Origin of the sequence: Wenjunlia vitaminophila DSM 41686 (assembly GCF_000380165.1) — a bacterium.
Taxonomy (GTDB): Bacteria; Actinomycetota; Actinomycetes; order Streptomycetales; family Streptomycetaceae; genus Wenjunlia; species Wenjunlia vitaminophila.
The window spans coordinates 76,765-103,011 of record NZ_KB904635.1 but is presented as its reverse complement, the minus strand read 5'-3'; the positions used below and the strand labels follow the sequence as shown (position 1 = coordinate 103,011).

Sequence of the window (26,247 nt, the reverse complement as noted above, 5' to 3'; positions counted from 1 at the left end):
TCAGTGGGGGTGGCCGTTCTGGACGGCCGCGGAGTGGGTGCTGAAGTGCCTGCGGTACTCGCCCGGGGTGGTCCGCAGGGCCCGCCTGAAGCTGCGGTGCAGCGTCTCCACGGTGCCGAAGCCGCAGGTCCGTGCCACCGAGTCCAGGGGAGCGGCGGTGGTCTCGAGCAGGCGCCGCGCGGCCTCGATGCGAACGCTCTCGACGTAGGCGGCCGGGGTGCGGCCGGTCTCGGCACGGAAGACCCGGGTGAAGTTCCGTTGGCTCATCGAGGCCCGGGCGGCGAGGGCGGGCACGGTGAGGTCGTCCTCGAGGTGGTCGGCGACCCAGCCGAGGAGGTCACGCAGGGGTGCCCGGGTCGGCCGCTGGGCGGTGAGCTGGGTGCTGAACTGGGCCTGGCCCCCGGGGCGTTGGACGAACATCACGAGCTGCCGAGCGATGGCGCGGGAGACCTCGGGACCGTGGTCGTCCTCGACCATCGCCAGCGCCAGGTCCATGCCCGCGGTGATGCCGGCGGAGGTCCACAGGTCGCCGTCCCGGACGAAGACCGGGTCGGGGTGGACCGTCGCCCCCGGGTAGCGCTCGGCCAGTTCACCACAGCGCGCCCAGTGGGTGACCACCTGCCGTCCGTCGAGCAGTCCCGCCGCACCCAGCAGGAAGGCGCCGCTGCACACCGACGCGGTGCGCCGGGAACCGCGGGCCGTGCGGGCGAACCACTCCACGAGACGGTCGTCCCGGCACGCCTGGTGGACGCCGGGGCCGCCCACGGCGACGAGGGTGTCCACCGGCCCCGCCGCCTCGTCGGTCGTCAGGGTGGGGGAGACCGCGAGACCGCCGCTCGACGGCACCGGGCCGGGCTCCGGGGCCACGGTCTCGACGACGATGCCACCGGTCAGGCGTCCCGCCTGGGTGAACACCTCGTGCGGGCCGGTGAGATCGAGGATCTGGAAACCGGGGAAGACGGCGAACAGGATGCGCTGGCTGACCACCCCACCAGTGTGGTCACGTCCGCGTGATGGCGGCAAAGACAAGGGTGTGACGATCTGGGCCACGCCTCCCGGGGAACGACCCCCGGGAGGCGGGGGCCCCGGTCAGTCCCTGCGGCGGCGGATCTTGGAACCCAGCCAGACCAGGGGGTCGTACCTGCGGTCCACCACCCGTTCCTTGAGCGGGATCAGCGCGTTGTCGGTGATCTTGATGTGTTCCGGGCAGACCTCGGTGCAGCACTTGGTGATGTTGCAGTAGCCGAGGCCGTGGGTCTCCTGAGCGGTGCGCTGGCGGTCCAGGCCCTGCTCCGCGGCGGCGTCCAGCGGGTGCATGTCGAGCTCGGCGATCCGCATCAGGAAGCGCGGACCGGCGAAGACCGGCTTGTTCTCCTCGTGGTCCCGGATCACGTGGCAGACGTTCTGACACAGGAAGCACTCAATGCACTTGCGGAACTCCTGGGAGCGCTCCACGTCCTGCTGCCGCATCCGGTACTCGCCGGCGGCGAGCCCGGCCGGCGGTACGAACGCGGGGACGTCCCGAGCGGTGGCGTAGTTGAACGAGACGTCGGTGACCAGGTCCCGCACCACGGGGAAGGCCCGCATGGGGGTGACCGTGACGGTCTCGGCCTCGGTGAAGACCGACATCCGGGTCATGCACATCAGCCGGGGCCTGCCGTTCACCTCGGCGCTGCACGATCCGCACTTGCCGGCCTTGCAGTTCCAGCGGACCGCCAGGTCGGGGGCGGTGGTCGCCTGGAGCCGGTGGATGACGTCCAGGACGACCTCGCCCTCGTTGACCTCCACGTCGTAGTCGCGGAGCTCGCCGCCGGCCGCGTTGCCGCGCCAGACCCTGAAGTGCGCCTTGTAGCTCACGACCACGACTCCTGCTCCAGATCGGCGTTCTCAACGGGGTTCACGGCGCCAGCTCCTCGTCGGTGTAGTACTTGCCCAGCTCCTCCCGCTCGAACAGGGCGAGCAGGTCGGACCGCATCGGCGGGTTCTGGCGCCGGGTGAGCCGGATGCCCGGCTCCGGCTCCTGCGCGACGTCGTCGAGCGTGCACAGCAGGTTGACGCCCCGCCAGGAACGTGCCATCTCCGGGTGGTCGTCCCGGGTGTGACCGCCGCGGCTCTCGGTGCGCTCGAGCGCGGCGCGGGCCACGCACTCCGAGACCAGCAGCATGTTCCGCAGGTCGAGCGCCAGGTGCCAACCCGGGTTGAACTGGCGGTGCCCCTCCACCCCGGCCCGCCCCGCCCGGCACCGCAGGGCGGACAGCCGCTCCAGCGCCTGGCGCATCTCCTCCTCCCTGCGGATGATGCCCACCAGGTCGTTCATGGTCTGCTGCAACTCCTGGTGCACCCCGTACGGGTTCTCCCCCGGGGAGTCCTCGGCGCTGAACGGGCGCAGCGCCTCCGCCGCCGCCGTCTCCACCTGCTGCGCCGGCACCGCCGGGCGGTCCGGGCCCAGCGCCGCCGCGTACCGCGCGGCGTGCAGACCGGCCCTCCGCCCGAAGACCAGCAGGTCGGACAGGGAGTTGCCGCCGAGCCGGTTGGAGCCGTGCATCCCGCCGGCGACCTCCCCGGCCGCGTAGAGACCGGGCACCCCGACGGCCGCCGCGGTGTCGGGGTCGACGTCCACCCCGCCCATCACGTAGTGGCAGGTCGGCCCCACCTCCATCGGCTCCGCCGTGATGTCCACGTCCGCCAGTTCCTTGAACTGGTGGTGCATCGACGGCAGCCGCCGGACGATCTCCTGCGCGGACATCCGGGTCGAGACGTCGAGGAACACCCCGCCGTGCGGACTTCCCCGGCCCGCCTTCACCTCGGCGTTGATGGCCCGGGCGACCTCGTCGCGGGGCAGCAGCTCGGGGGGTCGGCGGTGCCGGTCGGGATCGGTGTACCAGCCGTCCGCCTCCTGTTCGGTCTGCGCGTAGTGCTTCCGGAACACGTCGGGGACGTAGTCGAACATGAAGCGCCTGTTCTCACTGTTGCGCAGCACCCCGCCGTCGCCCCGCACGGACTCGGTGACCAGGATGCCCTTGACCGACGGTGGCCAGACCATGCCGGTCGGGTGGAACTGCACGAACTCCATGTTGACCAGCGCGGCCCCGGCGAGCAGCGCCAGTGCGTGCCCGTCCCCGGTGTACTCCCAGGAGTTGGAGGTCACCCGGTACGACTTGCCGATGCCACCGGTCGCCAGCACCACCGCGGGGGCGGAGACCACGAAGAACCGTCCGCTCTCCCGGGCGTACCCGAACACCCCGCCCACCCGTTGCCCGTCCTTGAGCACGCGGGTGACGGTGCACTCCTGGAACACCCTCAGCCGGGCCTCGGGGTCGCCGTACTCCTCCGCGTCCTGCTGTTGCAGGGCCACCACGCGCTGTTGCAGGGTGCGGATCAGCTCGAGGCCGGTCCGGTCACCGACGTGGGCGAGACGCGGGTACTCGTGGCCGCCGAAGTTGCGCTGGGAGATCCGTCCGTCCTTGGTGCGGTCGAACAGCGCACCCCAGGTCTCCAGCTCCCACACCCGGTCCGGGGCCTCCCTGGCGTGCAGTTCGGCCATCCGCCAGTGGTTGAGGAACTTGCCGCCCCGCATGGTGTCCCGGAAGTGCACCTGCCAGTTGTCGCCGGCGTTGACGTTGCCCATGCTCGCGGCGATGCCGCCCTCCGCCATCACCGTGTGCGCCTTGCCGAACAGCGACTTGCAGATCACCGCGGTGCGCATGCCCTGGGACCTGGCCTCGATCGCGGCCCGCAGCCCCGCGCCGCCCGCGCCCACCACGACCACGTCGTAGGTGTGGTGTTCCGCCTCGGTCATAGCTGTCCATCCCTTTCCCACGCTTCGGAGCATCGGAGTTCGGCCGTACCGACCGGTTCGCCACCGCGGCGACTAGAAGAACCGGGGGTCGTCGAACGCACCGTTGGCCACCAGGTACACGTAGAGGTCCGCCAGGGCCACGGTGGTCAGTGAGCACCACGCCAGCAGCATGTGCCGGCGGTTGAGCCGACTGACCCAGCCCCACATCCGGTAGCGCACGGGGTGCCGGGAGAAGTGCCTCAGCCGCCCGCCGACCAGGTGCCGGCACGAGTGGCAGGACAGGGTGTACGCCCAGATCAGCAGGACGTTGGTGCACAGCACCAGGGTGCCCACGCCCATGTGGCCCCAGTCGCCCTCGGCGTCGCGGAAACCGAGCACCGCGTCCCAGGTGAGGACCGCGGCGACCAGCACCGCGAAGTACAGGAAGTACCGGTGGACGTTCTGCAGGACCAGCGGCAACCGCGTCTCGCCGGTGTACTTCGCGTGCGGCTCGGCCACCCCGCAGGCCGGGGGCGCCGCCCAGAAGCCCCGGTAGTAGGCCTTGCGGTAGTAGTAACAGGTCAGCCGGAATCCCAGCGGGAAGACCAGGACGAGCAGGGCGGGGGACAGCGTCCACCAGTCGCCGACCAGGTGCCAGTCCGCGCTGCCCGACTGCATCTCGGTGCAGTTCGAGGCCAGGCACGGGGAGTAGAACGGGGAGACGTAGGGCCCGGCGTAGTAGTCGGTGTCGGCGAACGCGCGCCAGGTCGAGTAGACCACGAACGCCGTCAGCCCCAGCACGGTCGCCAGGGGCGGGAGCCACCAGCGGTCCGTCCGCAGGTGGCGCACGGGTACCGCGGCGCGCCCCGGTGCGTTGACGCCGCCCGGACCGCTGGCGGCCCGGGGCGGGCGGCTCGGGGCGGGGGCGGGGTCGTGGGGACCGCCGGGGGAGCTGTCGGGGTCGGGTGGGGTGTGGATTTCGGTTGCCAAGGGGGTCTCCGAATAGGCGGGTCACCGCCCGTGCCGCCGTGCGGGGAGGCGGGGCCTGCCCGCGGGCGGGGCGGTGACGGCCGCAGCGGGGGGACGCGGGGTCGGGTGCCACGCGCGGAGTACGGGGGAGCGGTCGGCTACGGCCGGGCCTGCCCGTGCGGCGAGCCGATGCCCTCGTCCTCGGCGCCCCGCCACAGGGTCGGGTCGTAGGGGGCGTCGGGGATGATCACCATCGTGTCCGCCGCCGACCCCGTGCCGCTGTCGCGTGTCGCGTCCCTGAGCAACGCCACGCTCTCGCGCAGGTGGTCGGCGTCCGTGCGCACCCTGCGTATGTCGAGGCCGTGGCCGAGCAGGTGCTCCAAGCGGCCCACCGAGCGGACCAGGTCGTCCACGGTGCGTTGGACGCGGGTCAGGTCGTCGTGCAGGGACATGGCGTTCCCTCACCTCCGACGAGTGCGGTGTGGTGCACATCACGCGCAAGCGAGTGTCGCGCGGTTTGCCCGTGCTTGTGAAGGGGCAGGACCGGCACTTGTCCCCCGCACGGGTGGGATTGGCCGAAGAGCCGCCCTACCGGGGACGGACGCTGCTCCGGTCGGGTGACCTTGCCGGGGGGTGCGCAGTGTTGCCGCGACGGTCGGGCAGTCATCGCCTTCAGTGATCCCCAGACCCTGTGACCACGGTGCCGCCCCGCGCGGCCCCGAGGAGGAGCGCCCATGTCCCCGCAGGGACGCCCTGCCCGCGTCGGTGCCGCCCTGCTCACCGTCGTGCTGTCGCCCGCCCTGGCCTGCTGCTCGAGACCGACCCCGGTTCCGTTCGCCTCGGACATCGGTGCCGTCCCGCGCCACGTGGTCCAGGAAGGGGGGACCCTGCGCTGGGCGGTTGACGCGGTGCCCGCCACCCTGAACGCGTACCAGGTGGACGCCACCGCGGAGACGGCGAGGGTGACGGGCGCCGTGCTGCCGGCGCTGTTCACCCTGGACGAGCGTGGTCGCCCGCGACCCAACCACGACTACCTCCGGGGAGTCGAGCTCCGTACCGGGGGTCCACGGCAGGTCGTGGTCTACCGGCTCGACCCCCGGGCGCGGTGGACCAGCGGTCGGCGGATCAGCGCCGAGGACTTCGCGGCGCAGTGGCGGGCGCTGTCCGGGATGCACTCCGGTTACCGCCCGGCGAGGAACGACGGCTACCAGCAGATCAGGAAGGTCGAGCAGGGCGAGTCGCCGCAGGAGGTCGAGGTCACCTTCGACCGGCCCTACGCGGACTGGCGCTCGCTGTTCACCCCCCTGTACCCGCGCTCGGTCACCGCGAGCCCCCGCGCGTTCAACGGGGAATCGCGGGACCACCTGGAGGAGACCGCCGGCCCGTTCCGGGTGCGGGAGATCGACCGCACCGGCGACCGCAGGGCCGTGACCCTGGCGCGGAACGGCCGGTGGTGGGGCAAGCCGGCGAAGCTCGACCGGCTGGTGTTGGTGCAGGTCGAACGGGACCGCAGGGTCGCCGCGCTGCGCCGCAACGAGGTGGACCTCGCCGAGCTCGAGCCGGTGACGGCGACCGCCGCCGCGCCCGCGACCTCGGCGCGGCCCGCGCGCAGCGCCCCCGGCGACCCCGGGCCCGGTGCGACGGGGGGTTCCGTCGCCGCCGGCCGGGTGGACCCGGTGGCCGGGGCCGCCGCGCTGCCCGGGGTCACCGTGCGACGGTCCACCGGCGCCGCGTCCACCCAGCTCACCCTGAACGGGCAGGCAGGACCGCTCGCCGACGAGCGGGTGCGCCGCGCGGTCGCCCGGGCCATCGACCGCAGGGCCATCGCCGACTCGGTGCTCAGGCCGCTGCGGCTGCCGGTGCGGACCCTGGACAACCACCTGTTCCTGCCCCACCAGGACGGGTACCAGGACAACAGCGCGGTCCTGGGCGGACACAGCCGTGAACACGCCATGGCCCTGCTGAACGCCTCCGGCTGGCGCACGGCCCCCGCCGGCACCCGGCAGACGCGGGCCCCGGCGGCCGGTCCGCCGAGGCGGGGCGTCCCGGACGGCAGGCCCCGGCACACCCCGCACAGCGGACGCGTGGCCGGGGGCGACGCCCCCGCTGAGTCCGGCCTGCGGCACCCGGTGACCGTGGTGGAACCGGCTGCGGTCCGGACCAAGCAGGGCAGGCCGCTGACCCTGCGGCTGCTGCTCCCCGACGGCGCCTCGCTGCTCGGCGGCGTCGCCGACCAGATCGCCAGGATGCTCTCCAGGGTCGGGGTGCGCACCGAGATCACCCAGGTGGCGAGCGACGAGTTCGTCCCGCTGCACCTCGCCACGGGCGCGTTCGACCTGGCGCTGTTCTCCTGGCCCGGCACCGCCTACCCGGCCACCGACGCGCGGTCGATCTACGCCAAGCCGCTGCCCGCGGCGGACGGGTCGCTGGTCATCGAGCAGAACTACGCCCGGGTCGGCACCGACGAGATCGACCAGCTCTTCGAGCACGCGGTGACGGAACTGGACGCCAAGGAGGCCCGCGGCCTGGCCGTGCGGACGGACGCGCGCATCTGGGCCGCCGCCCACTCGGTGCCCCTGTACCAGCGACCCGAGCTGGTCGCGGTCCGTGGGACCGTCGCCAACGCCGGCGCCTTCGGTCTCGTCACGCCCCGTTACCAGGACATCGGTTTCCGCGCGGCCGACGAGGAGCGTGCGGCCCGCGGGAAGGGCTCCTGAGCCCGGCCCCCGGCCCGCCCCGCGGGGCGTGGGCGGCGCGCCGCACGCCCGTGCTCCCCCGTACCATGGAACGCAGCCGAGGCGGTGCCCGCCCGTCCGGGCGGCAGTGCGACAGGTCAGCAGTGCGGCAGATCACCAGGGCACCAGCCGAGACCCCGACTCTCGAGAGAAGTTTCAGCGAGCATGCCCACGCGCAACGACATCCGCAACGTCGCCATCGTCGCCCACGTCGACCATGGCAAGACCACCCTGGTGGACGCCATGCTCAAACAGGCGGGTGCGTTCGCCGCGCACCAGCACGTGGACGACCGGGTGATGGATTCCAACGACCTGGAGCGCGAGAAGGGCATCACCATTCTCGCCAAGAACACCGCGGTGAAGTACCACCCCAAGGACGGTGGTGACCCCATCACCATCAACATCATCGACACCCCCGGTCACGCCGACTTCGGTGGCGAGGTGGAGCGCGGCCTGTCGATGGTGGACGGCGTGGTCCTGCTGGTGGACGCGTCCGAGGGGCCGCTGCCGCAGACCCGGTTCGTGTTGCGCAAGGCGCTCACCGCCAAGCTCCCGGTGATCCTGTGCATCAACAAGGTGGACCGCCCCGACGCCCGGATCGCCGAGGTCGTGGACGAGACCTACGAGCTGTTCATGGACCTGGACGCCACCGAGGAACAGATCGAGTTCCCCATCGTCTACGCCTGCGCCCGGGAGGGCCACGCCTCGCTGCACAGGCCCCAGGACGGCTCCCTGCCGGACAACGACACCCTGGAGCCGTTCTTCCAGACGGTGCTGGACACCATTCCCGCCCCCAGTTACGAGTCCGGCCACCCGCTGCAGGCGCACGTCACCAACCTGGACGCGTCCAACTTCCTGGGCCGGATCGCCCTGTGCCGCATCCACAACGGCACGATCCGCAAGGGCCAGCAGGTGGCCTGGTGCCGCCACGACGGCTCGGTGGAGCGGGTGAAGATCACCGAACTGCTGGTCACCGAGGCGCTGGAGCGCAAGCCCGCGACCGAGGCCGGTCCTGGGGACATCATCGCCATCGCCGGCATCCCGGAGATCATGATCGGCGACACGCTGGCCGACCCGGAGGACCCGCGTCCGCTGCCGTTGATCACGGTGGACGAGCCGGCCATCTCCATGACCATCGGCACCAACACCTCCCCCCTGGTGGGGCGGGGCGGCAAGGGTCACAAGGTGACCGCGCGGCTGGTCAAGGACCGGCTCGACCGGGAACTCGTCGGCAACGTCTCGCTGCGGGTGCTGCCCACCGACCGCCCGGACGCCTGGGAGGTGCAGGGCCGGGGCGAGCTGGCGCTGGCGATCCTGGTGGAGACGATGCGCCGGGAGGGCTACGAGCTCACCGTGGGCAAGCCCCAGGTCGTCACCAGGACCATCGACGGCCGCAGGCACGAACCGACCGAGCGGCTGACCATCGACGCCCCCGAGGAGTACCTGGGGGCCATCACCCAGCTCCTCGCGGTCCGCAAGGGCCGGATGGAGACGATGACCAACCACGGCACCGGCTGGATCCGGATGGAGTTCGTCGTCCCGTCCCGCGGCCTGATCGGCTTCCGCACCGAGTTCCTCACCGACACCCGGGGCACCGGAATCGCGCATCACGTCTTCGAGTCCTACGAGCCCTGGTTCGGCGAGTTGCGCACCCGCAGCAGCGGCTCCCTGGTGGCGGACCGGGCCGGTTCCGTCACCGCGTTCGCCATGATGAACCTCCAGGAGCGCGGGGTGCTCTTCGTGGAGCCGTCCACCGAGGTGTACGAGGGAATGATCGTTGGTGAGAATTCTCGTTCCGACGATATGGACGTGAACATCACCAAGGAGAAGAAACTCACTAACATGCGTTCCTCGACCGCGGAGGAGACGGAGAAGCTCATTCCGCCGCGGAAGCTGTCCCTGGAACAGGCCCTGGAGTTCTGCCGAGAGGACGAGTGCGTCGAGGTGACTCCGGAGACGGTGCGCATCCGCAAGGTGGTGCTGGACCAGAAGGAGCGCGGCCGGGCCCTGGCCAGGTCCAAGCGCTGAGAATCGTCCCAGGTCCCCGCCCCCACAGTGACTCGTCACTGTGGGGGCGGACCCATGTGACACCCCGCAGTCTCTGCGCGTAGACTGCCGACTCGCCACCCCTCTCGAGGTAGAGCATGTGCTCCCTCGGAGCGACGGAGCGTGATGAAGCGTGTTCGATAATCGAACCGCCACGTCCGGCAATTACGTTATCGGACCGATTCGTACCTGTCTGTCAATGTTCCGTATGCCCGAATTTCGGGATCAATGCATGCGGCGTGTGATCAAAACGAGACCTTAAGGAGATACACAGTCGGCTCCCCGTGCCTGATAGTTGAACGCGTTGAGCTCGGGTCAATGGGTCACGCGCAGGGGAGCGCCGACTCACGAGCAGGAGAAGCCGCGTTTCGCTGTCAGGGGTGTCAGCGAAGAGATGGCCTCTCACCTGTCCCTAACTGAATTTCTTGAGGAGGCAACCCATGCGCGGATCGACGCGTGCTAAGTGGGTCGTGAGTGCTGCTGTCATCGCCTTGGCTGCCACCGCCTGTGGTGGCGGCGGGGACGACGACGGTGACAACGAGTCCAAGGGCGGTAGCGAGGGCAAGAACGCCAACTCCGCCGGCGTCGTCCGCGCGTACTGGACCGACCCGCAGAACCCGCTGGAGCCGGCCAACACCAACGAGGTGCAGGGCGGCAAGGTCATGGACATGATCTTCACCAAGCTGATGGAGTACGACCCGAAGACCGGGGAGGCCTTCGAGGCGAACGCGGAGAAGATCACCTCGACCGACTCCCAGACCTTCACCGTCAAGCTGAAGTCCGGCTGGACCTTCGCGGACGGGACCCCGGTCACCGCGAAGAACTACGTGGACGCCTGGAACTACGGCGCTCTCCTGGACAACGCGCAGGCCAACGCGTACTTCTTCTCCGACATCGAGGGCTACGACGCGGTCCACCCGGAGGAGGAAGGCGCCAAGGCGACCGCGAAGACCATGTCCGGTCTGAAGGTCGTGGACGAGAGCACCTTCACGGTCAAGCTGAAGCAGAAGTTCTCGACCTGGCCGAAGCGCCTGGGCTACACGGCCTACGCCCCGCTGCCGGACGCCTTCTTCAAGGACAAGGCCAACTACCTGAAGAAGCCCTTCGGTAACGGTCCGTACAAGGTGGACTCGTACACCAAGGGCCAGGGCATGAAGCTCAGCGTCAACGACAAGTACGCGCTGGAGAAGCCGAAGAACGGCGGTGTGGAGCTCAAGGTCTACACCGACAACACCACCGCCTACAGCGACCTGCTCGCCGGCAACCTGGACATCCTGGACGGCCTGCCGGCCTCCTCGCTCCAGAACGTCGAGACGGACCTCAACGGCCGGTACATCAACCAGCCCGCGGGCATCCTGCAGACCGTCTCCTTCCCCTTCTACGACAAGAAGTGGGACCAGAAGAAGACCCTCAAGGTCCGCCAGGGCCTGTCCATGGCGATCGACCGCAAGGCGATCACCGAGAACATCTTCTCCAACACCCGCACCCCCGCCAAGGACTGGACCTCCCCGGTGCTCGGTGAGTCCGGTGGCTTCTCCCAGGACATGTGCGGCGAGTACTGCGAGTACAACCCGGAGAAGGCCAAGCAGCTCATCGAGGAGGGCGGCGGCATCCCGGGCGGCACCGTCACCCTGACCTCCAACGTGGACACCGGCTCCCACAAGGACTGGATGGACGCGGTCTGCAACAGCATCAACAAGGTGATGGGCAGCGAGAAGGCCTGCCTGGTCAAGTCCGTCGGCACCTTCGGGGACTTCCGGAACCAGGCCGCCGGTCACGAGATGTCCGGCATGTTCCGCAGCGGTTGGCAGATGGACTACCCGCTGATCGACAACTTCCTGACCCCGCTGTACAAGACCAACGCCAGCTCCAACGACGGTCTCTACAGCAACAAGGAGTTCGACAAGCTGATCGACCAGGCGAACGCCGAGCCGGACTACGCGAAGGCCATCAAGCTCTACCAGGACGCCGAGAAGATCGTCGCGCAGGAGATCCCCGCCATCACGCTGTGGTACCAGAACGGCGACGCGGGCTACTCGGACAAGGTTGACAACGTCACCCTCGACCCGTTCAGCGTCCCGGTCTTCACCGACATCACGGTCAAGAGCTAAGGGACGGCAGCATTCTCCCGGCCCACCCTGAGCCGGGAGATCCGCCGACCGAATGACGGCACGCGGCGGCAGCCGGAGGCCCCACACAGTGGCCCCGGCTGCCGCCGTGCCGGAGCCTCGAAGGAGTCCCCATGGGGCGCTACGTCATACGACGACTGCTCCAGATGGTCCCCGTGTTCCTCGGGACCACTTTTTTGATCTTCATCATGGTCTACGCGCTCGGTGATCCGGTGCTCGCCTTCTTCGGCGACCGGACCCCCGACGACGCCACTCTCGCTGCGAAGCGACACGAACTGGGCCTCGACAAGCCCATGTGGGAGCAGTACGTCACCTACATGGGGAACGTCTTCACCGGCGACTTCGGCACCGCGTTCAACGGGCAGAAGGTGACCGAGCTGATGGGGCACGCCTTCCCCATCACGATCCGCCTCACCCTGGTCGCCATCACCATCGAGATCGTCTTCGGTGTGGGCCTCGGCCTCCTCGCCGGCCTGCGCCGCGGCCGGATCGCCGACAGCAGCACCCTGATCTTCACGCTGATCGTGATCTCGATCCCGACGTTCGTCACCGGCTACCTGCTCCAGTACTTCCTGGCAGTGGAGTGGAAGGTGATCGACCCCGCGGTGTCCGCGGACGCCAACTTCTCGGAGTTGATCGTCCCCGGCTTCGTGCTCGCCGGTGTGTCGCTGGCCTACGTCACCCGACTGACCAGGACCTCGATCGTGGAGAACCTGCGCGCGGACTACCTGCGCACCGCGGTGGCCAAGGGCCTGCCCAGACGCCGGGTGATCACGGTGCACCTGCTGCGCAACTCGCTGATCCCCGTCGTCACCCACCTCGGTACGGACCTCGGCCTGCTGATGGGCGGTGCCCTCGTCACCGAGCGCATCTTCAACATCCAGGGCGTCGGCTTCCAACTGTGGAACGGCGTGCTGCGGCAGAACTCACAGACGGTGGTCGGCTTCGTCACCATCCTGGTGCTCATCTTCCTGCTGGCCAACCTGCTCGTCGACCTGCTCTACGCCGTGCTCGACCCGAGGATCCGCTATGCCTGACCAGATCGAGAAGACCACGCCGGACCCGGTGGGCGCGGCCGGAGCGATCACGGACGCGGCCGTCACCGGAGCGGCGACCGCGGCCCCGAAGCGCGAGAAGGCCCGCAGCCTGGGTAGCGACGCCTGGTACGACCTGCGCCGGAACCCGGTGTTCGTCATCTCCGCCCTGCTCATCCTGTTCCTCGTCGTGGTCTCCATATGGCCTGGTCTTTTCTCCTCGACCAGCCCCAACGACTGTGACATCACCAAGTCCCGGCACACGGCCGAGTCCGGCCACCCGTTCGGCTACAACCTCCAGGGTTGTGACGTGTACGCCCGCACCGTCTACGGCGCCCGGGCGTCGGTGACCGTGGGTGTCTGCGTGACGGTCGGTGTCGCCCTCCTCGGCGGCATCCTCGGCGGGCTCGCCGGCTTCTTCGGCGGTTGGTGGGACAGCATCCTGTCCCGGATCACCGACATCTTCTTCGGCATCCCGATCCTCCTGGGCGGCCTGGTGTTCCTGTCGGTCATCAACAGCCGGTCCATCTGGGTCGTCATGGGCTTCATGATCGCGTTGGCCTGGCCACAGATATCCCGGATCGCCCGGGGATCGGTGATCAGCGCCAAACAGCAGGACTACGTCCAGGCGGCACGGGCGCTCGGAGCGGGCACCGGCCGGATCATGCTGCGGCACATCCTGCCGAACGCCGTCGCCCCGGTGATCGTGGTCGCCACCATCGCCCTGGGCACGTTCGTCTCCCTGGAGGCAACGCTGTCGTTCCTCGGGGTCGGTCTCGAGGCGCCGACGGTATCGTGGGGAATGGACATCTCCACGGCCGCGGTGCAGTACCGCAACGCTCCGCATATGCTGCTGTACCCGGCCGGTGCGCTGAGCATCACGGTGCTCGCGTTCATCATGCTCGGCGACGCGGTGCGCGACGCCCTCGACCCCAAGCTGCGCTGAGAGGAGCGTTCGCGTGTCAATGCTCACCAAGACCGGCGACGCGTCGTCCCGTGGCGGAGCGGGGGAGTCCTCCACCGCCCCGCTGCTGGAGGTCAGGGACCTCCATGTGGAGTTCCACACCCGGGACGGGGTCGCCAAGGCCGTCAACGGCGTCACCTACGACGTCAGTGCCGGTGAGACGCTCGCCGTGCTGGGCGAGTCCGGTTCCGGCAAGTCGGTGACCGCCCAGGCGATCATGGGCATCCTGGACATGCCCCCGGGGAAGATCTCGCAGGGCGAGATCCTCTTCCGGGGTCGGGACATGCTCCGCATGTCGGGCGAGGAGCGCCGGAAGATCCGTGGCCAGAAGATCGCCATGATCTTCCAGGACGCGCTGTCCGCGTTGAACCCGGTGCTCAGCGTCGGGTACCAGCTCGGTGAGATGTTCCGGGTGCACCAGGGCGCCTCCCGCAAGGAAGCCAAGGCCAAGGCCATCGAGCTGATGGACAGGGTCCGCATCCCGGCGGCGCGGCAGCGGGTGGGGGACTTCCCGCACCAGTTCTCCGGCGGTATGCGCCAGCGCATCATGATCGCCATGGCGCTGGCCCTCGAGCCCGATCTGATCATCGCCGACGAGCCGACCACGGCCCTGGACGTCACCGTCCAGGCGCAGGTCATGGAGTTGCTGGCGGAGCTCCAGAACGAGTACCAGATGGGGCTGATCCTGATCACCCACGACCTGGGTGTGGTCGCGGACGTCGCCGACAAGATCGCGGTGATGTACGCGGGACGGATCGTGGAGACGGCGCCGGTGCAGGACATCTACCGGCGGCCGGCGCACCCCTACACCAAGGGGCTGCTGGAGTCCATCCCGCGGCTGGACCGGAAGGGGCAGGAGCTCTACGCCATCAAGGGCCTGCCTCCCAACCTGCTGCACATCCCGCCGGGCTGCGCCTTCAACCCGCGTTGCCCCAGGGCGCAGGACGTCTGCCGCGCGGACGTGCCCCCGCTGCACCCGGTGACCGAGCAGGACGGCACCGAGCTGCCGGGTCGTGGCAGTGCCTGCCACTTCTGGAAGGAGACCCTCGATGCCTGAGAACCCCCAGCCCACCGCGGCCGACTCGGGCGCGGGCGCCCCCGACGACGTGGCCCGGGTCGAGGCGGTCATGGCGGAACCGGTGTCCCGGGGCGAGCCCATCCTCAGCGTGCGGAACCTGGTGAAGCACTTCCCGCTGACCCAGGGGATCGTCTTCAGGCGCCAGGTGGGCGCGGTCCGTGCCGTGGACGGGGTCTCCTTCGACCTGCACCAGGGCGAGACGCTGGGCATCGTGGGCGAGTCCGGGTGTGGCAAGTCGACCGTGGCCAAGCTGCTGATGAACCTCGAGCGGCCGACCGCGGGCGAGGTGCTGTACAAGGGCGAGGACATCACCCGGTTGTCCGGGCGGGCGCTGAAGGCCGTCCGGCGCAACATCCAGATGGTGTTCCAGGACCCGTACACCTCGCTCAACCCGCGGATGACCGTCGGCGACATCATCGGGGAGCCGTTCGACATCCACCCGGACGTGGCCCCCAGGGGCGACCGCCGGCGCAAGGTCCAGGAGCTGCTGGACGTGGTGGGTCTCAACCCCGAGTACATCAACCGTTACCCGCACCAGTTCTCCGGCGGGCAGCGGCAGCGGATCGGGATCGCCCGGGGGCTCGCGCTCAACCCGGAGATCATCATCTGTGACGAGCCGGTGTCCGCGCTCGACGTGTCGGTGCAGGCCCAGGTGATCAACCTGATGGAGAAGCTCCAGGACGAGTTCAACCTCTCCTACATGTTCATCGCCCACGACCTGTCCGTGGTCCGGCACATCTCGGACCGGGTCGCGGTGATGTACCTGGGCAAGGTCGTCGAGGTCGGCACCGACCAGGAGATCTACGAGCACCCGACCCACCCGTACACCCAGGCGCTGCTCTCCGCGGTTCCGGTGCCGGACCCGAGCGGCCGGGACCAGCGGGAGCGCATCGTGCTCACCGGTGACGTGCCCTCCCCGGCCAACCCGCCGTCCGGGTGCCGCTTCCGCACCCGCTGCTGGAAGGCCGAGGAGCGCTGCGCGGCGGAGATCCCCCTGCTGGCCGTCCCCGAGCGGTTCAAGGACTCGGACACCCCCGCGGCGCACGAGTCCGCCTGCCACTTCGCGGAGGAGAAGGACGTCGTGCACGCCTGAACCTCCGACGTGCCCACACCTGCGGGGTGGGTCCGGTGCCCCAGGGCCCGGACCCACCCCGCGGGCGTTGGGGCCGGCGGGGTGGGTGCGCCCGTTCGGGTGCGGGTGGTGGGCCGCTCGGGTGGGTCGGGGCCGGTGGCCGGCTGGGCAGGGGCAGATCTCGGTATGTATGTCGGACAACTGGTCCGCTCCAGTGGATGTGCCCACCCGCGGTAGGAGGAGGCCCCATGCCGGGAGTCGCACGCGTGCGGTGGGGGGCGGGGGTGGTCGCCGTGGGGCTGGTGGTGAGCGCCTGCACTCCCGGGGGCGGCAGCGGGGGAACGGGCGCGGCGGGGTCGTCGCAGGTGGTGCGGGCGTCGTGGGGGGACCCCCAGAACCCGTTGGAGCCGGCCAACACCAACGAGGTGCAGGGCGGCAAGGTGCTGGGAATGATCTTCCGCGGACTCAAGCACTACGACCCGGTGTCCGGGAAGGCCGAGAACATGGTGGCCGACTCGATCACCAGCAGTGACCAGCGGAGCTTCACCGTCAAGCTCAAGCACGGCTGGACGTTCAGCGACGGCAGTCCGGTCACCGCCCGGTCGTTCGTGGACGCCTGGAACTACGGCGCACTGGTGACCAACAACCAGGTCAACGCGCACTTCTTCGCCTACATCGAGGGCTACGACCAGGTGCACCCCGCGGCGGAGAACGCCAGGCCCACCGCGCGGACCATGTCCGGGCTCGAGGTGGTGGACGAGCACACCTTCACCATCCGACTGACCCAGGCGTTCTCCAGCTTCCCGGACACCCTGGGCTACACGGCCTTCTACCCCCTGCCCCGCTCGTTCTACCGGGACCACGCCGCCTGGCTGGCCAAACCGGTGGGCAACGGGCCGTACCAGGTCGCCTCCTACACCCGCGGCCAGGTGATGGAGCTGCGCAGGTCGCCGTCGTACTCCGGGCCGGACAAGGCCAGGAACGAGGGGGTGGACCTGAAGGTCTACACGGACAACAACACCGCCTACACCGACCTGCAGGCCGGCAACCTCGACATCGCCGACGACATCCCCGCCGCGCAGCTCCCCAACGTCAAGTCCGACCTGGGGAACCGTTACATCAACCAGCCCGCCGGAATCCTCCAGACCCTCGCGTTCCCCATGTACCGCCAGGCCTGGGGCTCGGATCGGGCGCGGTCACTGCGACGCGGACTGTCCATGGCGATCGACCGGGAGCGGATCACCAGCACGATCTACCGCGACACCCGGATGCCCGCCAAGGACTGGACCTCCCCGGTGCTCGGCAAGGACGGCGGCTACCGCACCGACGTCTGCGGGGAAGCCTGCACCTACGACCCCCAGCAGGCCAAACGCCTGATCGACGAGGCCGGGGGCCTGCCCGGCGGGCGGGTCACGCTGACCTCGAACGTGGACAGCGGATCGCACCGCGAGTGGATGGACGCGGTCTGCAACAGCATCAACCGGGCACTGGACAACGACCGTGCCTGCACCGTGGAGCCGGTCGGCACCTTCGCCGACTACCGCAAGAGGGTCACCAACCGGCAGATGAACGGCATGTTCCGCAGCGGCTGGCAGATGGACTACCCGCTGATCCAGAACTTCCTGGAGCCCCTGTACTACACCGGGGCCTCCTCCAACGAGTCGGGCTACCACAACCCCGAGTTCGACGACCGGGTGGATCGGGCCAACGCCGCGGGCAGCCGGTCGGACACGGTGCAGGAGTTCGTCAGCGCCGAACGCCTCGTGGCCCGGGACCTGCCGACGATCCCGCTGTGGTACCAGAACGGCACGGCGGGCCACTCCGAGCGGGTCAGCAACGTCCGGCTCGACCCGTTCAGCGTCCCGGTGTTCACCGACGTCAAGGTCACGAGCTAGGTCCGGGCTGCCATGGGGCGCTATGTCTTGCGGCGACTGCTCCAGATGGTCCCGGTGTTCCTCGGCACCACCCTCCTGATCTTCGTCATGGTCTACGCCCTCGGCGACCCGGTCGCGGCGTTCTTCGGCGACCGGGCACCCGACCCGGCCACCGCCGCCCGGATCAGGGCCGAACTCGGACTCGACCAGCCGCTGTGGCGGCAGTACGTGGACTACCTCGGCCGCATCCTCACCGGCGACTTCGGCACGGCGTTCAACGGACGGCAGGTCACCGAGCTGATGACGTCCGCCTTCCCGGTCACCCTGCGGCTCACCCTGGTGGCGTTCGTCATCGAGATGGGGTTCGGCGTCGTGCTCGGGGTGGTGTCCGGGCTCCGCCGCGGCCGGCTCGTGGACACCTCCGTGCTGGCGTTCACCCTGCTGGTCATCTCGGTGCCCACCTTCGTCACCGGCTACCTCCTGCAGTACCTGCTCGGCGTGCGGTGGAACCTGGTCCCGCCCGCCGTCTCCCCGCAGGCGCCGCTGCGCGAGCTGCTCCTGCCCGGTGTGGTGCTCGCGCTGGTCTCCCTGGCCTACGTCACCCGGCTCACCCGAACGTCGGTGGCGGAGAACGCCCGTGCCGACTACCTGCGCACCGCGGTGGCCAAGGGGCTGCCGAGGCGCCGCGTGGTGGTGCGGCACCTGCTGCGCAACTCGCTGGTCCCGGTGGTCACCTTCCTCGGAGTGGACATCGGCACGCTGATGGCCGGCGCGATCGTCACCGAGCGCATCTTCAACATCCAGGGCGTGGGCTACCACCTCTGGCAGGGCATCCTGCGGCAGAACTCACCGACCGTGGTCGGCTTCGTCACCGTCCTCGTCCTGGTGTTCCTCTTCGCCAACCTCCTCGTTGACCTGCTCTACGCCGCGCTCGACCCGAGGATCCGCTATGCCTGAGCCGTACGAGACGCCCTCCGACGCCCTCACCCCCTCCACGGTCGGCAAGGCGGCGGAGGCGGACCTGGTCGGCGTGCCGGGAACGGTGGCGGGCCCGGACCCGACGCTCGCGTTCGAGGGCACGACGGGGCTGGGCACGGGCACCGCACCGGACAGCCGGGCGGCGGCGGACGGGGAGGTGGCGACGCCGGGCCCACCGGTCGCGGAACCGGGGCCGGGTCTCGGGCCGGCCCGCGGGCTCTGGCAGGACGCGTGGTGCGACCTGCGGCGGAACCCCGTGTTCGTGGTCTCCGCGGTGCTGATCCTGTTCCTGGTGCTGATCTCGGCCTGGCCGACCCTGATCGCCCCCGGCAGCCCCCTCCAGTGCGACCTGGCCGACTCCCGCCGGGGCAGCGCCCCCGGGCACCCCTTCGGGTTCGACTCCCAGGGGTGCGACGTCTACACCCGCACCGTGCACGGGGCCAGGGCCTCGGTCACCGTCGGGATCTGCGCGACCGCCGGCGTGGCGCTGCTCGGCAGCGTGGTCGGTGGGCTCGCCGGGTTCTTCGGTGGCTGGGGCGACGCCCTGCTGTCCCGGCTCACCGACGTCTTCTTCGGCATCCCCATGCTCCTGGGCGGCCTGGTGTTCCTCTCCGTGGTGCGCAGCGGCTCGGTGTGGCCGGTGGTGGGGTTCCTCGTGCTGCTCGGCTGGCCCCAGGTGGCCAGGATCGCCCGGGGCGCGGTGATCGGCGCCATACAGCAGGACTACGTGCTGGCCGCCCGGGCCCTGGGCGCGGGCAACGCGCGGCTCCTGCTGCGGCACATCCTGCCCAACGCGGTCGCCCCGGTGATCGTCGTCGCCACCATCGCCCTGGGCACGTTCGTGTCGTTGGAGGCCACGCTGTCCTACCTCGGCGTCGGCCTCAAGCCGCCCACGGTCTCCTGGGGCATCGACATCTCCGCGGCGTCCACCCTGGTCCGCAACGCGCCGCACATGCTGCTGTACCCGGCTGGTGCGCTCAGTCTCACGGTGCTGGCGTTCATCATGCTCGGTGACGCGGTCCGCGACGCGCTCGACCCCAAGCTGCGCTGACGGTGGCCCGGCGGGAACGTCAGCGGGCCTTCCGCGTCGCGTCGGGCGCTGCCTCCGCCCCCGGCCCGGGTCCGGTCCCCGGCCCCGTGACCCCCTCCGCCGCGGCCAGCGCCGGGTCCAGGATGACGTCCCGTCCCAGGGTCGTGGGCGGCTCGGGGAAGTGGCACGCCGTCAGGTGGTTCGGGTCGCTGCCGTCGCGGACCACCAGCGGCGGCTCCTGGCGGGCGCACAGCTCCTCCGCCTTCCAGCACCGGGTGCGGAACCGGCAGCCGGACGGCGGGTCGATGGGCGACGGCACGTCCCCGGCGAGCCTGATCCGCTCCCGGCGCGGGTGCTCGGCGTCGGCCAGCGCGTCGGCCTGCGGGACCGCGGAGAGCAGGGCGTGGGTGTACGGGTGCCGGGGCCTGCGGTACAGCGCGTCCCGGTCCGCCACCTCCACGATCTTCCCCAGGTACATCACCGCGACCCGCTGGGAGAAGTGCCGCACCACGGCCAGGTCGTGCGCGATGAACAGGAAGGCGATCCCGAGTTCGCGCTGGAGCCGTTGGAGCAGGTTGACCACCTGGGCCTGGATCGACACGTCCAGCGCCGAGACCGGCTCGTCGGCGACGATCAGCCGCGGGTCGAGGGCCAGCGCCCGGGCCACGCCGATGCGCTGCCGCTGCCCTCCGGAGAACTCGTGTGGAAAACGGTTGTAGTGCTCGGGGCTGAGTCCCACGGTCTCCAGGAGTTCGCGGACCCGGCGCTCCCGGCCGCCCGGGGGGTTGATCCCGTTGATCTCCATGGGGCCCCCGACGATGGTGCCGACCGTCTGCCGCGGGTTCAGCGAGGAGTAGGGGTCCTGGAAGATCATCTGGATCTGCGACCTGATCGGCGCCAGCTCCCTGCGGCTGGCGTGGGTGATGTCCGTGCCGCGGTAGTGGATGCTGCCCCCGGTCGGCTCGAGCAGCCTGGTGACCAGCCGGCCGGTGGTGGACTTGCCGCACCCCGACTCCCCGACCAGACCGAAGCTGGTCCCAGCGGCGATGCTCAGGTCGACGCCGTCCACCGCCCTGACCGCGCCCATCCGGCGGCGGATCGGGAAACCGCCGTGGATCGGGAAGTGCTTGACCAGCCCCCGCACCTCGAGCAGCGGCTCGCCGGGCGAGCCGCCGCCCCCCAGCGGAGCGTCGGCGTCGGCGGCCGCGGAGTCGGCGGGGAGCGCGGCGCCGGTGGTCGGCTCGTTGCCCATGGTGGTGGACCCCCTGGTGCCGGTCAGCCCAACCCGGGCTGACGGTGTTCGATGACATGGGTGCGTCGTTGCTCGAGGGACAGGTGGCAGGCGGCGCCACGCCCCACCGGGAGCTCGGGGCGCTCGGTGGCGCAGGCGTCGCCCGGGACCCGCTGGCGGTGGGCGCAGCGGGGGTGGAACGGGCAGCCGGGCGGCGGGTCGAGGAGGCTCGGCGGGGCCCCGGGGATCGGGGCGAGGGGCTGGTCCACGTCTCCGGTCAGCCGCGGCACCGACTCCAGCAGGCCCCAGGTGTAGGGGTGTTGCGGGGAACGCAGCACCTCGGCTGCCGGGCCGCGTTCCACCGCACGACCCGCGTACATCACCAGCAGGTCGTCGGCGACGTCGGCCACCACCCCCAGGTCGTGGGTGATCAGCACGATCGCCGACCCGAACTCCTGTTGCAGATCGGCGAGCAGGTCCAGGATCTGCGCCTGCACGGTGACGTCGAGCGCGGTGGTGGGTTCGTCCGCGATGAGCAGGTCCGGGTTGCAGACCAGGGCCATGGCGATCACCGCGCGCTGACGCATCCCGCCGGAGAACTGGTGCGGGTAGTCGTCCACCCGGGTCCCGGCCCGGGGGATGCCGACCTTGTCCAGCATCTCGATGGCGCGGGCCCTGGCCTGGCGCCGGCTGGCCCCGGTGTGCTTGATGTACGGCTCGGCGATCTGCCGTCCCACGGTGTGGTACGGCGAGAGGGAGGTCAGCGGGTCCTGGAAGATCATCGCCATGGTGTTGCCGCGCAGCCGCTGGAGGGTGCGTTCGCCGGCTCCCACCAGTTCCTGCCCGTCCAACCGGATCTGCCCGGTGACCTCGGTGGTCCGCGGTTCGTGCAGCCCCAGCACGGTGAGCATGGTCACCGACTTGCCGGAGCCGGACTCGCCGACGATCCCCAGCGTCTGGCCCCGCCGCAGCTCGAAGGAGAGCCCGTCCACGGCCCTGACCACGCCGTCCTCGGTGGAGAACCGCACGCCGAGGTCGCGTACGGACAAGAAGGGGTCGCCCGGGTCCGTCTCGGCCGGCGACGTGGGGGGGCGTGAGGTGGTCACGGCGGTCACTCCTAGGACAGGCGCACGCGCGGGTCGATCAGCGCGTAGGTGGCGTCCACGATGATGTTGAAGATGACGATCATGGTGGCGGCGAACAGCATCACGCCCATGGTCATGGGCAGGTCCAGCTCCTGGACCGAGTCCACGGCCAGGGTCCCCAGGCCGGGCAGGGCGAAGGTGGCCTCGGTGATGATCGCGCCGCCGAAGAGCGAGCCCATGTCCACCCCGAAGATGGTGACGATGGGGATGAGCGAGCCCCGCCAGGCATAGCGGAAGAACACGGTGCGGCCGGACATGCCCTTCGCCCTGGCCATTCGGACGTGCTCCTCCTGGAGTTGCTCGATCATGGTGGCCCTGGCCATCCGGGTGTAGTTGGCAGTGAAGATCACCGAGAGCACGCACCAGGGGATGAGCAGCCCGGAGAACCACTCCACGGGGTTCTCGGTGAACGGGACGTAACTGGGCTGCCCCAGGATCTCGTTGTTGTAGACCAGCAGGGCGAGCACGAGCGGACCCACGAAGTAGATCTGCATCGAGCTGAGCACCAGGGACAGGGAGCTGAAGGTCTTGTCCACCCAGGTGCCGCGCTTCCAGGCGGCGATCAGACCCGCGCCCAGCCCCACGGTCAGGAAGACCGCGCCGCCGCCGAGGGCCAGGGACAGCGTGGTCGGGAACCGGTCGACCAGGGTGTCCCACACCGGGGCCGAGTCGTCGAAGGAGTAACCGAGGCACGGGGCCGGGCAGGAGCCCGCGGCGAAGTCCCGCCCGGTGACGATGCCCGACATGTACTCCCAGTACTGGACCGGGATCGGGTCGTCCAGCCCCATGTTGTGGCGGATCAGTGCGACCGACTCGGAGTCACAGTTCTTGCCGCAGGCCAGCAGCGCCGGATCGCGCGGCACCGCGTAGAAGAGGAAGAAGGTGAAGGCGCTGATCAGCAGCAGGATGACGATGGCACCGAGGGTCCGGCGCACCAGGAATCGAAGCATGGCGGCTCGCTGCTCTCACGGCTCGGGAAGGGGCGGCGGGGAGCCCGGTGCCCGCCGGGTGGGACCCGGCGGGCACCGCACGGCTTGAGGCGTCACCTGACCACGTAGAGCCTGGTCGGATCGACCCCGTTGACCACGTCGCTGAACACCACGCCCCCGACCTTGGAGCCGTGCAGTTGGACGTGCTTGAAGTAGTACGTGGGGACCGCGGGCAGCACGTCCTCGAGGATGTACTTGTTCAGCTCGAACCAGGCGTCCGCGGCCTTCTTCTGGTCGGTGATCTTCTTGATCCGGTCGATCTCAGAATTGATCTTCGGGTCGTTGACGTGCGAGTAGTTCTTGGCGCCGTCGGCGATCGCCCGCCCGTCGAAGAGCGGCGGGATCACGGTGGAGGCACTGGGCCAGTCGGCGCCCCACGAGTGGTGGTAGATGTCGTAGCCGTTGTCCACGGTGCCGATCCGGTCGTAGTACGTGTCCGCGGGCAGGTCCTTGCGCTGGACGTCGAACCCGGCCTTCTCCAGCGCGGACGCCACCGACACCGAGTACTGCTGGCCCTCGGGGGTGTTGACGTAGGCGAAGGTGAGCTTGGTGCCGACCTTGCCGGCCTCCTCCAGCACCTTCTTCGCCCGCGCCGGGTCACCCTCCGGCTTCTTCAACTTGTCGTAGGGGTCGTAGTCCTTCTGGTAGCCCGCCTGGGTGGGGCTGATCAGTCCGCCCGCCAACTGGCCGGAGGGCGGACCTCCGTAGGGCTGGAGCACGGACTTGATGGGCAGGGCGTAGGCGATGGCCTCGCGGACCCGCTTGTCCTTGAGCCGGTCCATGTTCATCGCGAACTGACCGACGTACGGCTGGAACCCGGAGACGGTCCGCTTCTTCGCCTCGGCGTCGCCCAGCACCTTGGGGAGGCTGGCGGCGTCCACCGAGTTGTTGAAGCTGATCGCCGTCTTGTTCTCACCGGAGTCCGAGAGCAGCCGCTTGCTGGAGTCCTCGTACTGGTGGTTGAACGTGATGGCGAACTTGTCCACGTACTGGTGGCGGATGACGTCGGTCTTCGGGTCCCACTCCGGGTTCTTGACCAGGGTCATCGACTTGTTGGCCTTGAAATCCGCGATCTTGTAGGGGCCGGAGGCCACCGGGGCGCGGTCGTACTTCTGCTTGGTGTCCTTGGCCTTGGGCACCACCGAGTAGCCGGCCATGGCCAGGGCGAAGGGCAGGTCGGGCTGTGGGTCCTTGAAGTGGAAGACGACCGTGGAGTCGTTCGGCGTCTCCAGGACGTCGTTCCCGAGGTGCTTCCCCTGGTACGGCCCGTCCTTGAGCAGGTTGCGGAACTCCGCGCCGTTGACCCCGGCCAACCACTGCTGGACGAAGGTGGGGCCGCTGGTGAGGAACGGCGCGAACTGCCGCTCGAAGGTGTGCCGGACGTCCTGCGCCGTGATGGGGGTGCCGTCCTGCCACTTGATGCCGTCCTTGAGCCGGTAGGTCCACGTCCGGCCGCCGTCGGAGACCTGACCGCTGTCCGTCGCCAGGTCGCCGACCACCGCGTAGGTCCCGTCCTCGTTCATCCGGTAGCCGGTCAGTCCCCGGTGGATCAGCGTGGCCAGGGACATCTCGTCGGACACGTAGATCTGCGCCGGGTCCAGGTGGGAGTAGGAGTCACGTTGCAGCACCCGGATGGTGCCGCCCGGCGTGGCGCCGGGGACCTCGGGTGCCGGCCCGGTGGACGCCTTGGCGTCGGCGAAGGCGATCTGCGCCTGCTCCGGCGCGCTCTCGCTCGGGCTGTCCTCACTGGCCTCCGGTCCACCGCCCCCGCCGCTGCTACAGCCGGTGAGGACGAGCGCTCCGACGGATAGGCCCACTGCGGCGGCCCGGAGTCTGCGCGTGTAGATGAGGCTCAACACTGTGACTGCACCTGCCTGTCCCTGAGTTTGTGTCCGGCTGGGTCGCCGCCGGGCGTCCTTCCCGCCCGTCGCCCGACGCTGGTGGTGCGCGGTGCTGCTGGCGTGAACGCTGGCACGCGGTCACGCGGGTGGTTCAGGTGGAACGGTGACGCCGTGACGGGTCGCGGGAGCTGAACCCCCGCCCACCGGCGTGGGCCGCCCCGGTCAACGGGTGGTCCTGGGGTCGAAGGCGTCCCGGATCGAGTCCCCGAGGAGGTTGAAGGCGACGATGAAGACCACCATCGCGACGCCGGGGAAGAACATGTAGGTCAGGTCGTTCTGGTAGACCTTCGCGCCGATGGCGAACATCCGCCCCCAGTCCGGGGTGGGCTCGACCATGCCGACCCCGAGGAACGACAGGCCGGCCTCCGCGGTGACGAAGTTGGGCAGCATCAGGGTGGCCTGCACCAGGATCGGCGTCACCAGGTTGGGCAGCAGTTCCTTGTGGATGATCCGCCACGGGGAGGCGCCGCTCAGCTTGGCGGCCTCGATGAACTCCCGTTCACGCAGGCTGAGCACCTGCGCCCGGAGGATCCGGGCCAACCCCATCCAGCCGAGGAACCACTGGACCGCGATCAACGCCAGCACCCGGACGTAGGTGGGCGTCTCGTCCTGGGGGTCCACGAACAGGGCCACCACGACCGGGAGGAACGCGATGAAGAAGAGCTGCGCGGGGAAGGCGAGCAGCAGGTCGATGGTGCGCCCGATCAGGTAGTCGGTGCGGCCCCCCAGGTAGCCGGCGGCAACGCCGAGCACGATCGCCGTCACCACCGTGGCCACGGTCACCGCGAGGGCGATCAGCAGCGAGGTGCGGATGCCGTAGAGGAGCTGGGTGAGCACGTCGCGGCCGAGGATGGGTTCGATGCCGAACCAGAACTCACCGTCGATGCCGCCGTTGGGTTTGATCGGGTAGCCGTACTCGTTGAGCAGGCCCGGCCGATCCTGCCCGTACAGGGTGTACGGGTCCTTGCCGTAGAGCCGGGAGATCACCGGGGCGAGGAGGCCCAGGGCGAAGAAGAACAGCACGACGCCGGCGCAGACCATGCCGGTCCTGTCCCGCCGGAAGCGCCGCCACATGAGCTGTCCCGGCGAACGTCCTGCCGGACCACCCCCGCTGGACGGCGACGCGGTCGGGTGCGGCAGGATGGCGGTGGTACCTGCCGCGGCGGCGTCGGCGTCGCCCGCGGAGGCGGACCGAGGAGATAAGGCCATCGCGATGTCCCCCCGTCGATGCGGTTGACCCCGCGGTCGGCGCTGCGGGCTGAGCGGGACTCTCGCAACCGATTTGTTATGACGT

The 26,247-nt window shown here is 69.9% G+C and carries 20 protein-coding genes; 10 read left to right on the top strand and 10 right to left on the bottom strand.

Translation table 11 applies throughout. The annotated features are described in order from the left end of the window. The 5 genes from A3IG_RS0101775 to A3IG_RS0101755 form a co-directional block, all read right to left on the bottom strand. Entirely contained in the window at positions 1-987 is a 987-nt protein-coding gene (locus tag A3IG_RS0101775; RefSeq protein WP_018381827.1) for a GlxA family transcriptional regulator, read from the bottom strand. Between the two features lie 102 nt (positions 988-1,089). Further along, a complete protein-coding gene (locus A3IG_RS0101770) occupies positions 1,090-1,863 on the bottom strand; it encodes a succinate dehydrogenase/fumarate reductase iron-sulfur subunit (RefSeq protein ID WP_018381826.1) in 774 nt (257 codons plus the stop codon). A 34-nt stretch (positions 1,864-1,897) separates the two neighbouring features. Next, on the bottom strand, positions 1,898-3,799 hold the full coding sequence (locus A3IG_RS0101765) for a fumarate reductase/succinate dehydrogenase flavoprotein subunit (protein ID WP_018381825.1): 1,902 nt from the start codon (positions 3,797-3,799) through the stop codon (positions 1,898-1,900). A gap of 72 nt (positions 3,800-3,871) precedes the next feature. Further along, the gene (locus tag A3IG_RS0101760) at positions 3,872-4,627 is read right to left on the bottom strand and encodes a hypothetical protein (protein ID WP_018381824.1); all 756 of its coding nucleotides are present in this window, start codon (positions 4,625-4,627) and stop codon (positions 3,872-3,874) included. Between the two features lie 278 nt (positions 4,628-4,905). Then, positions 4,906-5,199, bottom strand: a complete 294-nt coding sequence (locus tag A3IG_RS0101755; protein WP_018381823.1) for a hypothetical protein — start codon at positions 5,197-5,199, stop codon at positions 4,906-4,908. Positions 5,200-5,481: 282 nt separating this feature from the next. On the opposite strand from A3IG_RS0101755, the gene A3IG_RS28215 reads away from it, so the two are divergent. From A3IG_RS28215 to A3IG_RS0101705, 10 genes are all read left to right on the top strand, one after another. Next, complete coding sequence (locus A3IG_RS28215) at positions 5,482-7,464, top strand: ABC transporter family substrate-binding protein (RefSeq protein WP_018381822.1); 1,983 nt, start codon at positions 5,482-5,484, stop codon at positions 7,462-7,464. A gap of 183 nt (positions 7,465-7,647) precedes the next feature. Further along, positions 7,648-9,510 carry a translational GTPase TypA gene (gene typA / locus A3IG_RS0101745; RefSeq protein ID WP_018381821.1) on the top strand — a complete coding sequence of 621 codons (1,863 nt, stop codon included), beginning with the start codon at positions 7,648-7,650 and terminating at the stop codon, positions 9,508-9,510. A gap of 458 nt (positions 9,511-9,968) precedes the next feature. Next, complete coding sequence (locus tag A3IG_RS0101740) at positions 9,969-11,639, top strand: peptide ABC transporter substrate-binding protein (RefSeq protein ID WP_040910678.1); 1,671 nt, start codon at positions 9,969-9,971, stop codon at positions 11,637-11,639. 131 nt (positions 11,640-11,770) lie between these two features. Further along, positions 11,771-12,694 carry an ABC transporter permease gene (locus tag A3IG_RS0101735; RefSeq protein WP_018381819.1) on the top strand — a complete coding sequence of 308 codons (924 nt, stop codon included), beginning with the start codon at positions 11,771-11,773 and terminating at the stop codon, positions 12,692-12,694. Next, the gene (locus tag A3IG_RS0101730) at positions 12,687-13,637 is read left to right on the top strand and encodes an ABC transporter permease (RefSeq protein ID WP_018381818.1); all 951 of its coding nucleotides are present in this window, start codon (positions 12,687-12,689) and stop codon (positions 13,635-13,637) included. Before A3IG_RS0101735 ends, A3IG_RS0101730 begins: the two co-directional genes overlap by 8 nt. A gap of 19 nt (positions 13,638-13,656) precedes the next feature. Continuing rightward, entirely contained in the window at positions 13,657-14,712 is a 1,056-nt protein-coding gene (locus A3IG_RS0101725) for an ABC transporter ATP-binding protein (RefSeq protein WP_018381817.1), read from the top strand. A 70-nt stretch (positions 14,713-14,782) separates the two neighbouring features. Continuing rightward, complete coding sequence (locus A3IG_RS0101720; RefSeq protein WP_201787548.1) at positions 14,783-15,826, top strand: ABC transporter ATP-binding protein; 1,044 nt, start codon at positions 14,783-14,785, stop codon at positions 15,824-15,826. Positions 15,827-16,053: 227 nt separating this feature from the next. Continuing rightward, positions 16,054-17,700, top strand: a complete 1,647-nt coding sequence (locus A3IG_RS0101715; RefSeq protein ID WP_018381815.1) for a peptide ABC transporter substrate-binding protein — start codon at positions 16,054-16,056, stop codon at positions 17,698-17,700. Positions 17,701-17,712: 12 nt separating this feature from the next. Beyond that, positions 17,713-18,636, top strand: coding sequence for an ABC transporter permease (locus A3IG_RS0101710; protein WP_018381814.1), 924 nt, complete (start codon positions 17,713-17,715; stop codon positions 18,634-18,636). Next, entirely contained in the window at positions 18,629-19,708 is a 1,080-nt protein-coding gene (locus A3IG_RS0101705; protein WP_018381813.1) for an ABC transporter permease, read from the top strand. The genes A3IG_RS0101710 and A3IG_RS0101705 overlap by 8 nt, the downstream gene beginning before the upstream one ends. A gap of 19 nt (positions 19,709-19,727) precedes the next feature. Here A3IG_RS0101705 and A3IG_RS0101700 read toward each other — a convergent pair whose 3' ends face one another. The 5 genes from A3IG_RS0101700 to A3IG_RS0101680 all read right to left on the bottom strand — a co-directional run bounded on the left by A3IG_RS0101700 (position 19,728) and on the right by A3IG_RS0101680 (position 26,162). Then, entirely contained in the window at positions 19,728-20,939 is a 1,212-nt protein-coding gene (locus A3IG_RS0101700; protein ID WP_018381812.1) for an ABC transporter ATP-binding protein, read from the bottom strand. Positions 20,940-20,962: 23 nt separating this feature from the next. Next, on the bottom strand, positions 20,963-22,024 hold the full coding sequence (locus A3IG_RS0101695) for an ABC transporter ATP-binding protein (RefSeq protein ID WP_018381811.1): 1,062 nt from the start codon (positions 22,022-22,024) through the stop codon (positions 20,963-20,965). A gap of 11 nt (positions 22,025-22,035) precedes the next feature. Continuing rightward, positions 22,036-23,013 (bottom strand): ABC transporter permease, encoded by a 978-nt coding sequence (locus tag A3IG_RS0101690; RefSeq protein WP_018381810.1) that lies wholly within the window; start codon positions 23,011-23,013, stop codon positions 22,036-22,038. A 92-nt stretch (positions 23,014-23,105) separates the two neighbouring features. Continuing rightward, positions 23,106-24,908 carry an ABC transporter substrate-binding protein gene (locus A3IG_RS0101685; protein WP_104530637.1) on the bottom strand — a complete coding sequence of 601 codons (1,803 nt, stop codon included), beginning with the start codon at positions 24,906-24,908 and terminating at the stop codon, positions 23,106-23,108. A 207-nt stretch (positions 24,909-25,115) separates the two neighbouring features. Then, complete coding sequence (locus tag A3IG_RS0101680) at positions 25,116-26,162, bottom strand: ABC transporter permease (protein ID WP_169366202.1); 1,047 nt, start codon at positions 26,160-26,162, stop codon at positions 25,116-25,118. Between the last annotated feature and the right edge of the window lie 85 nt (positions 26,163-26,247).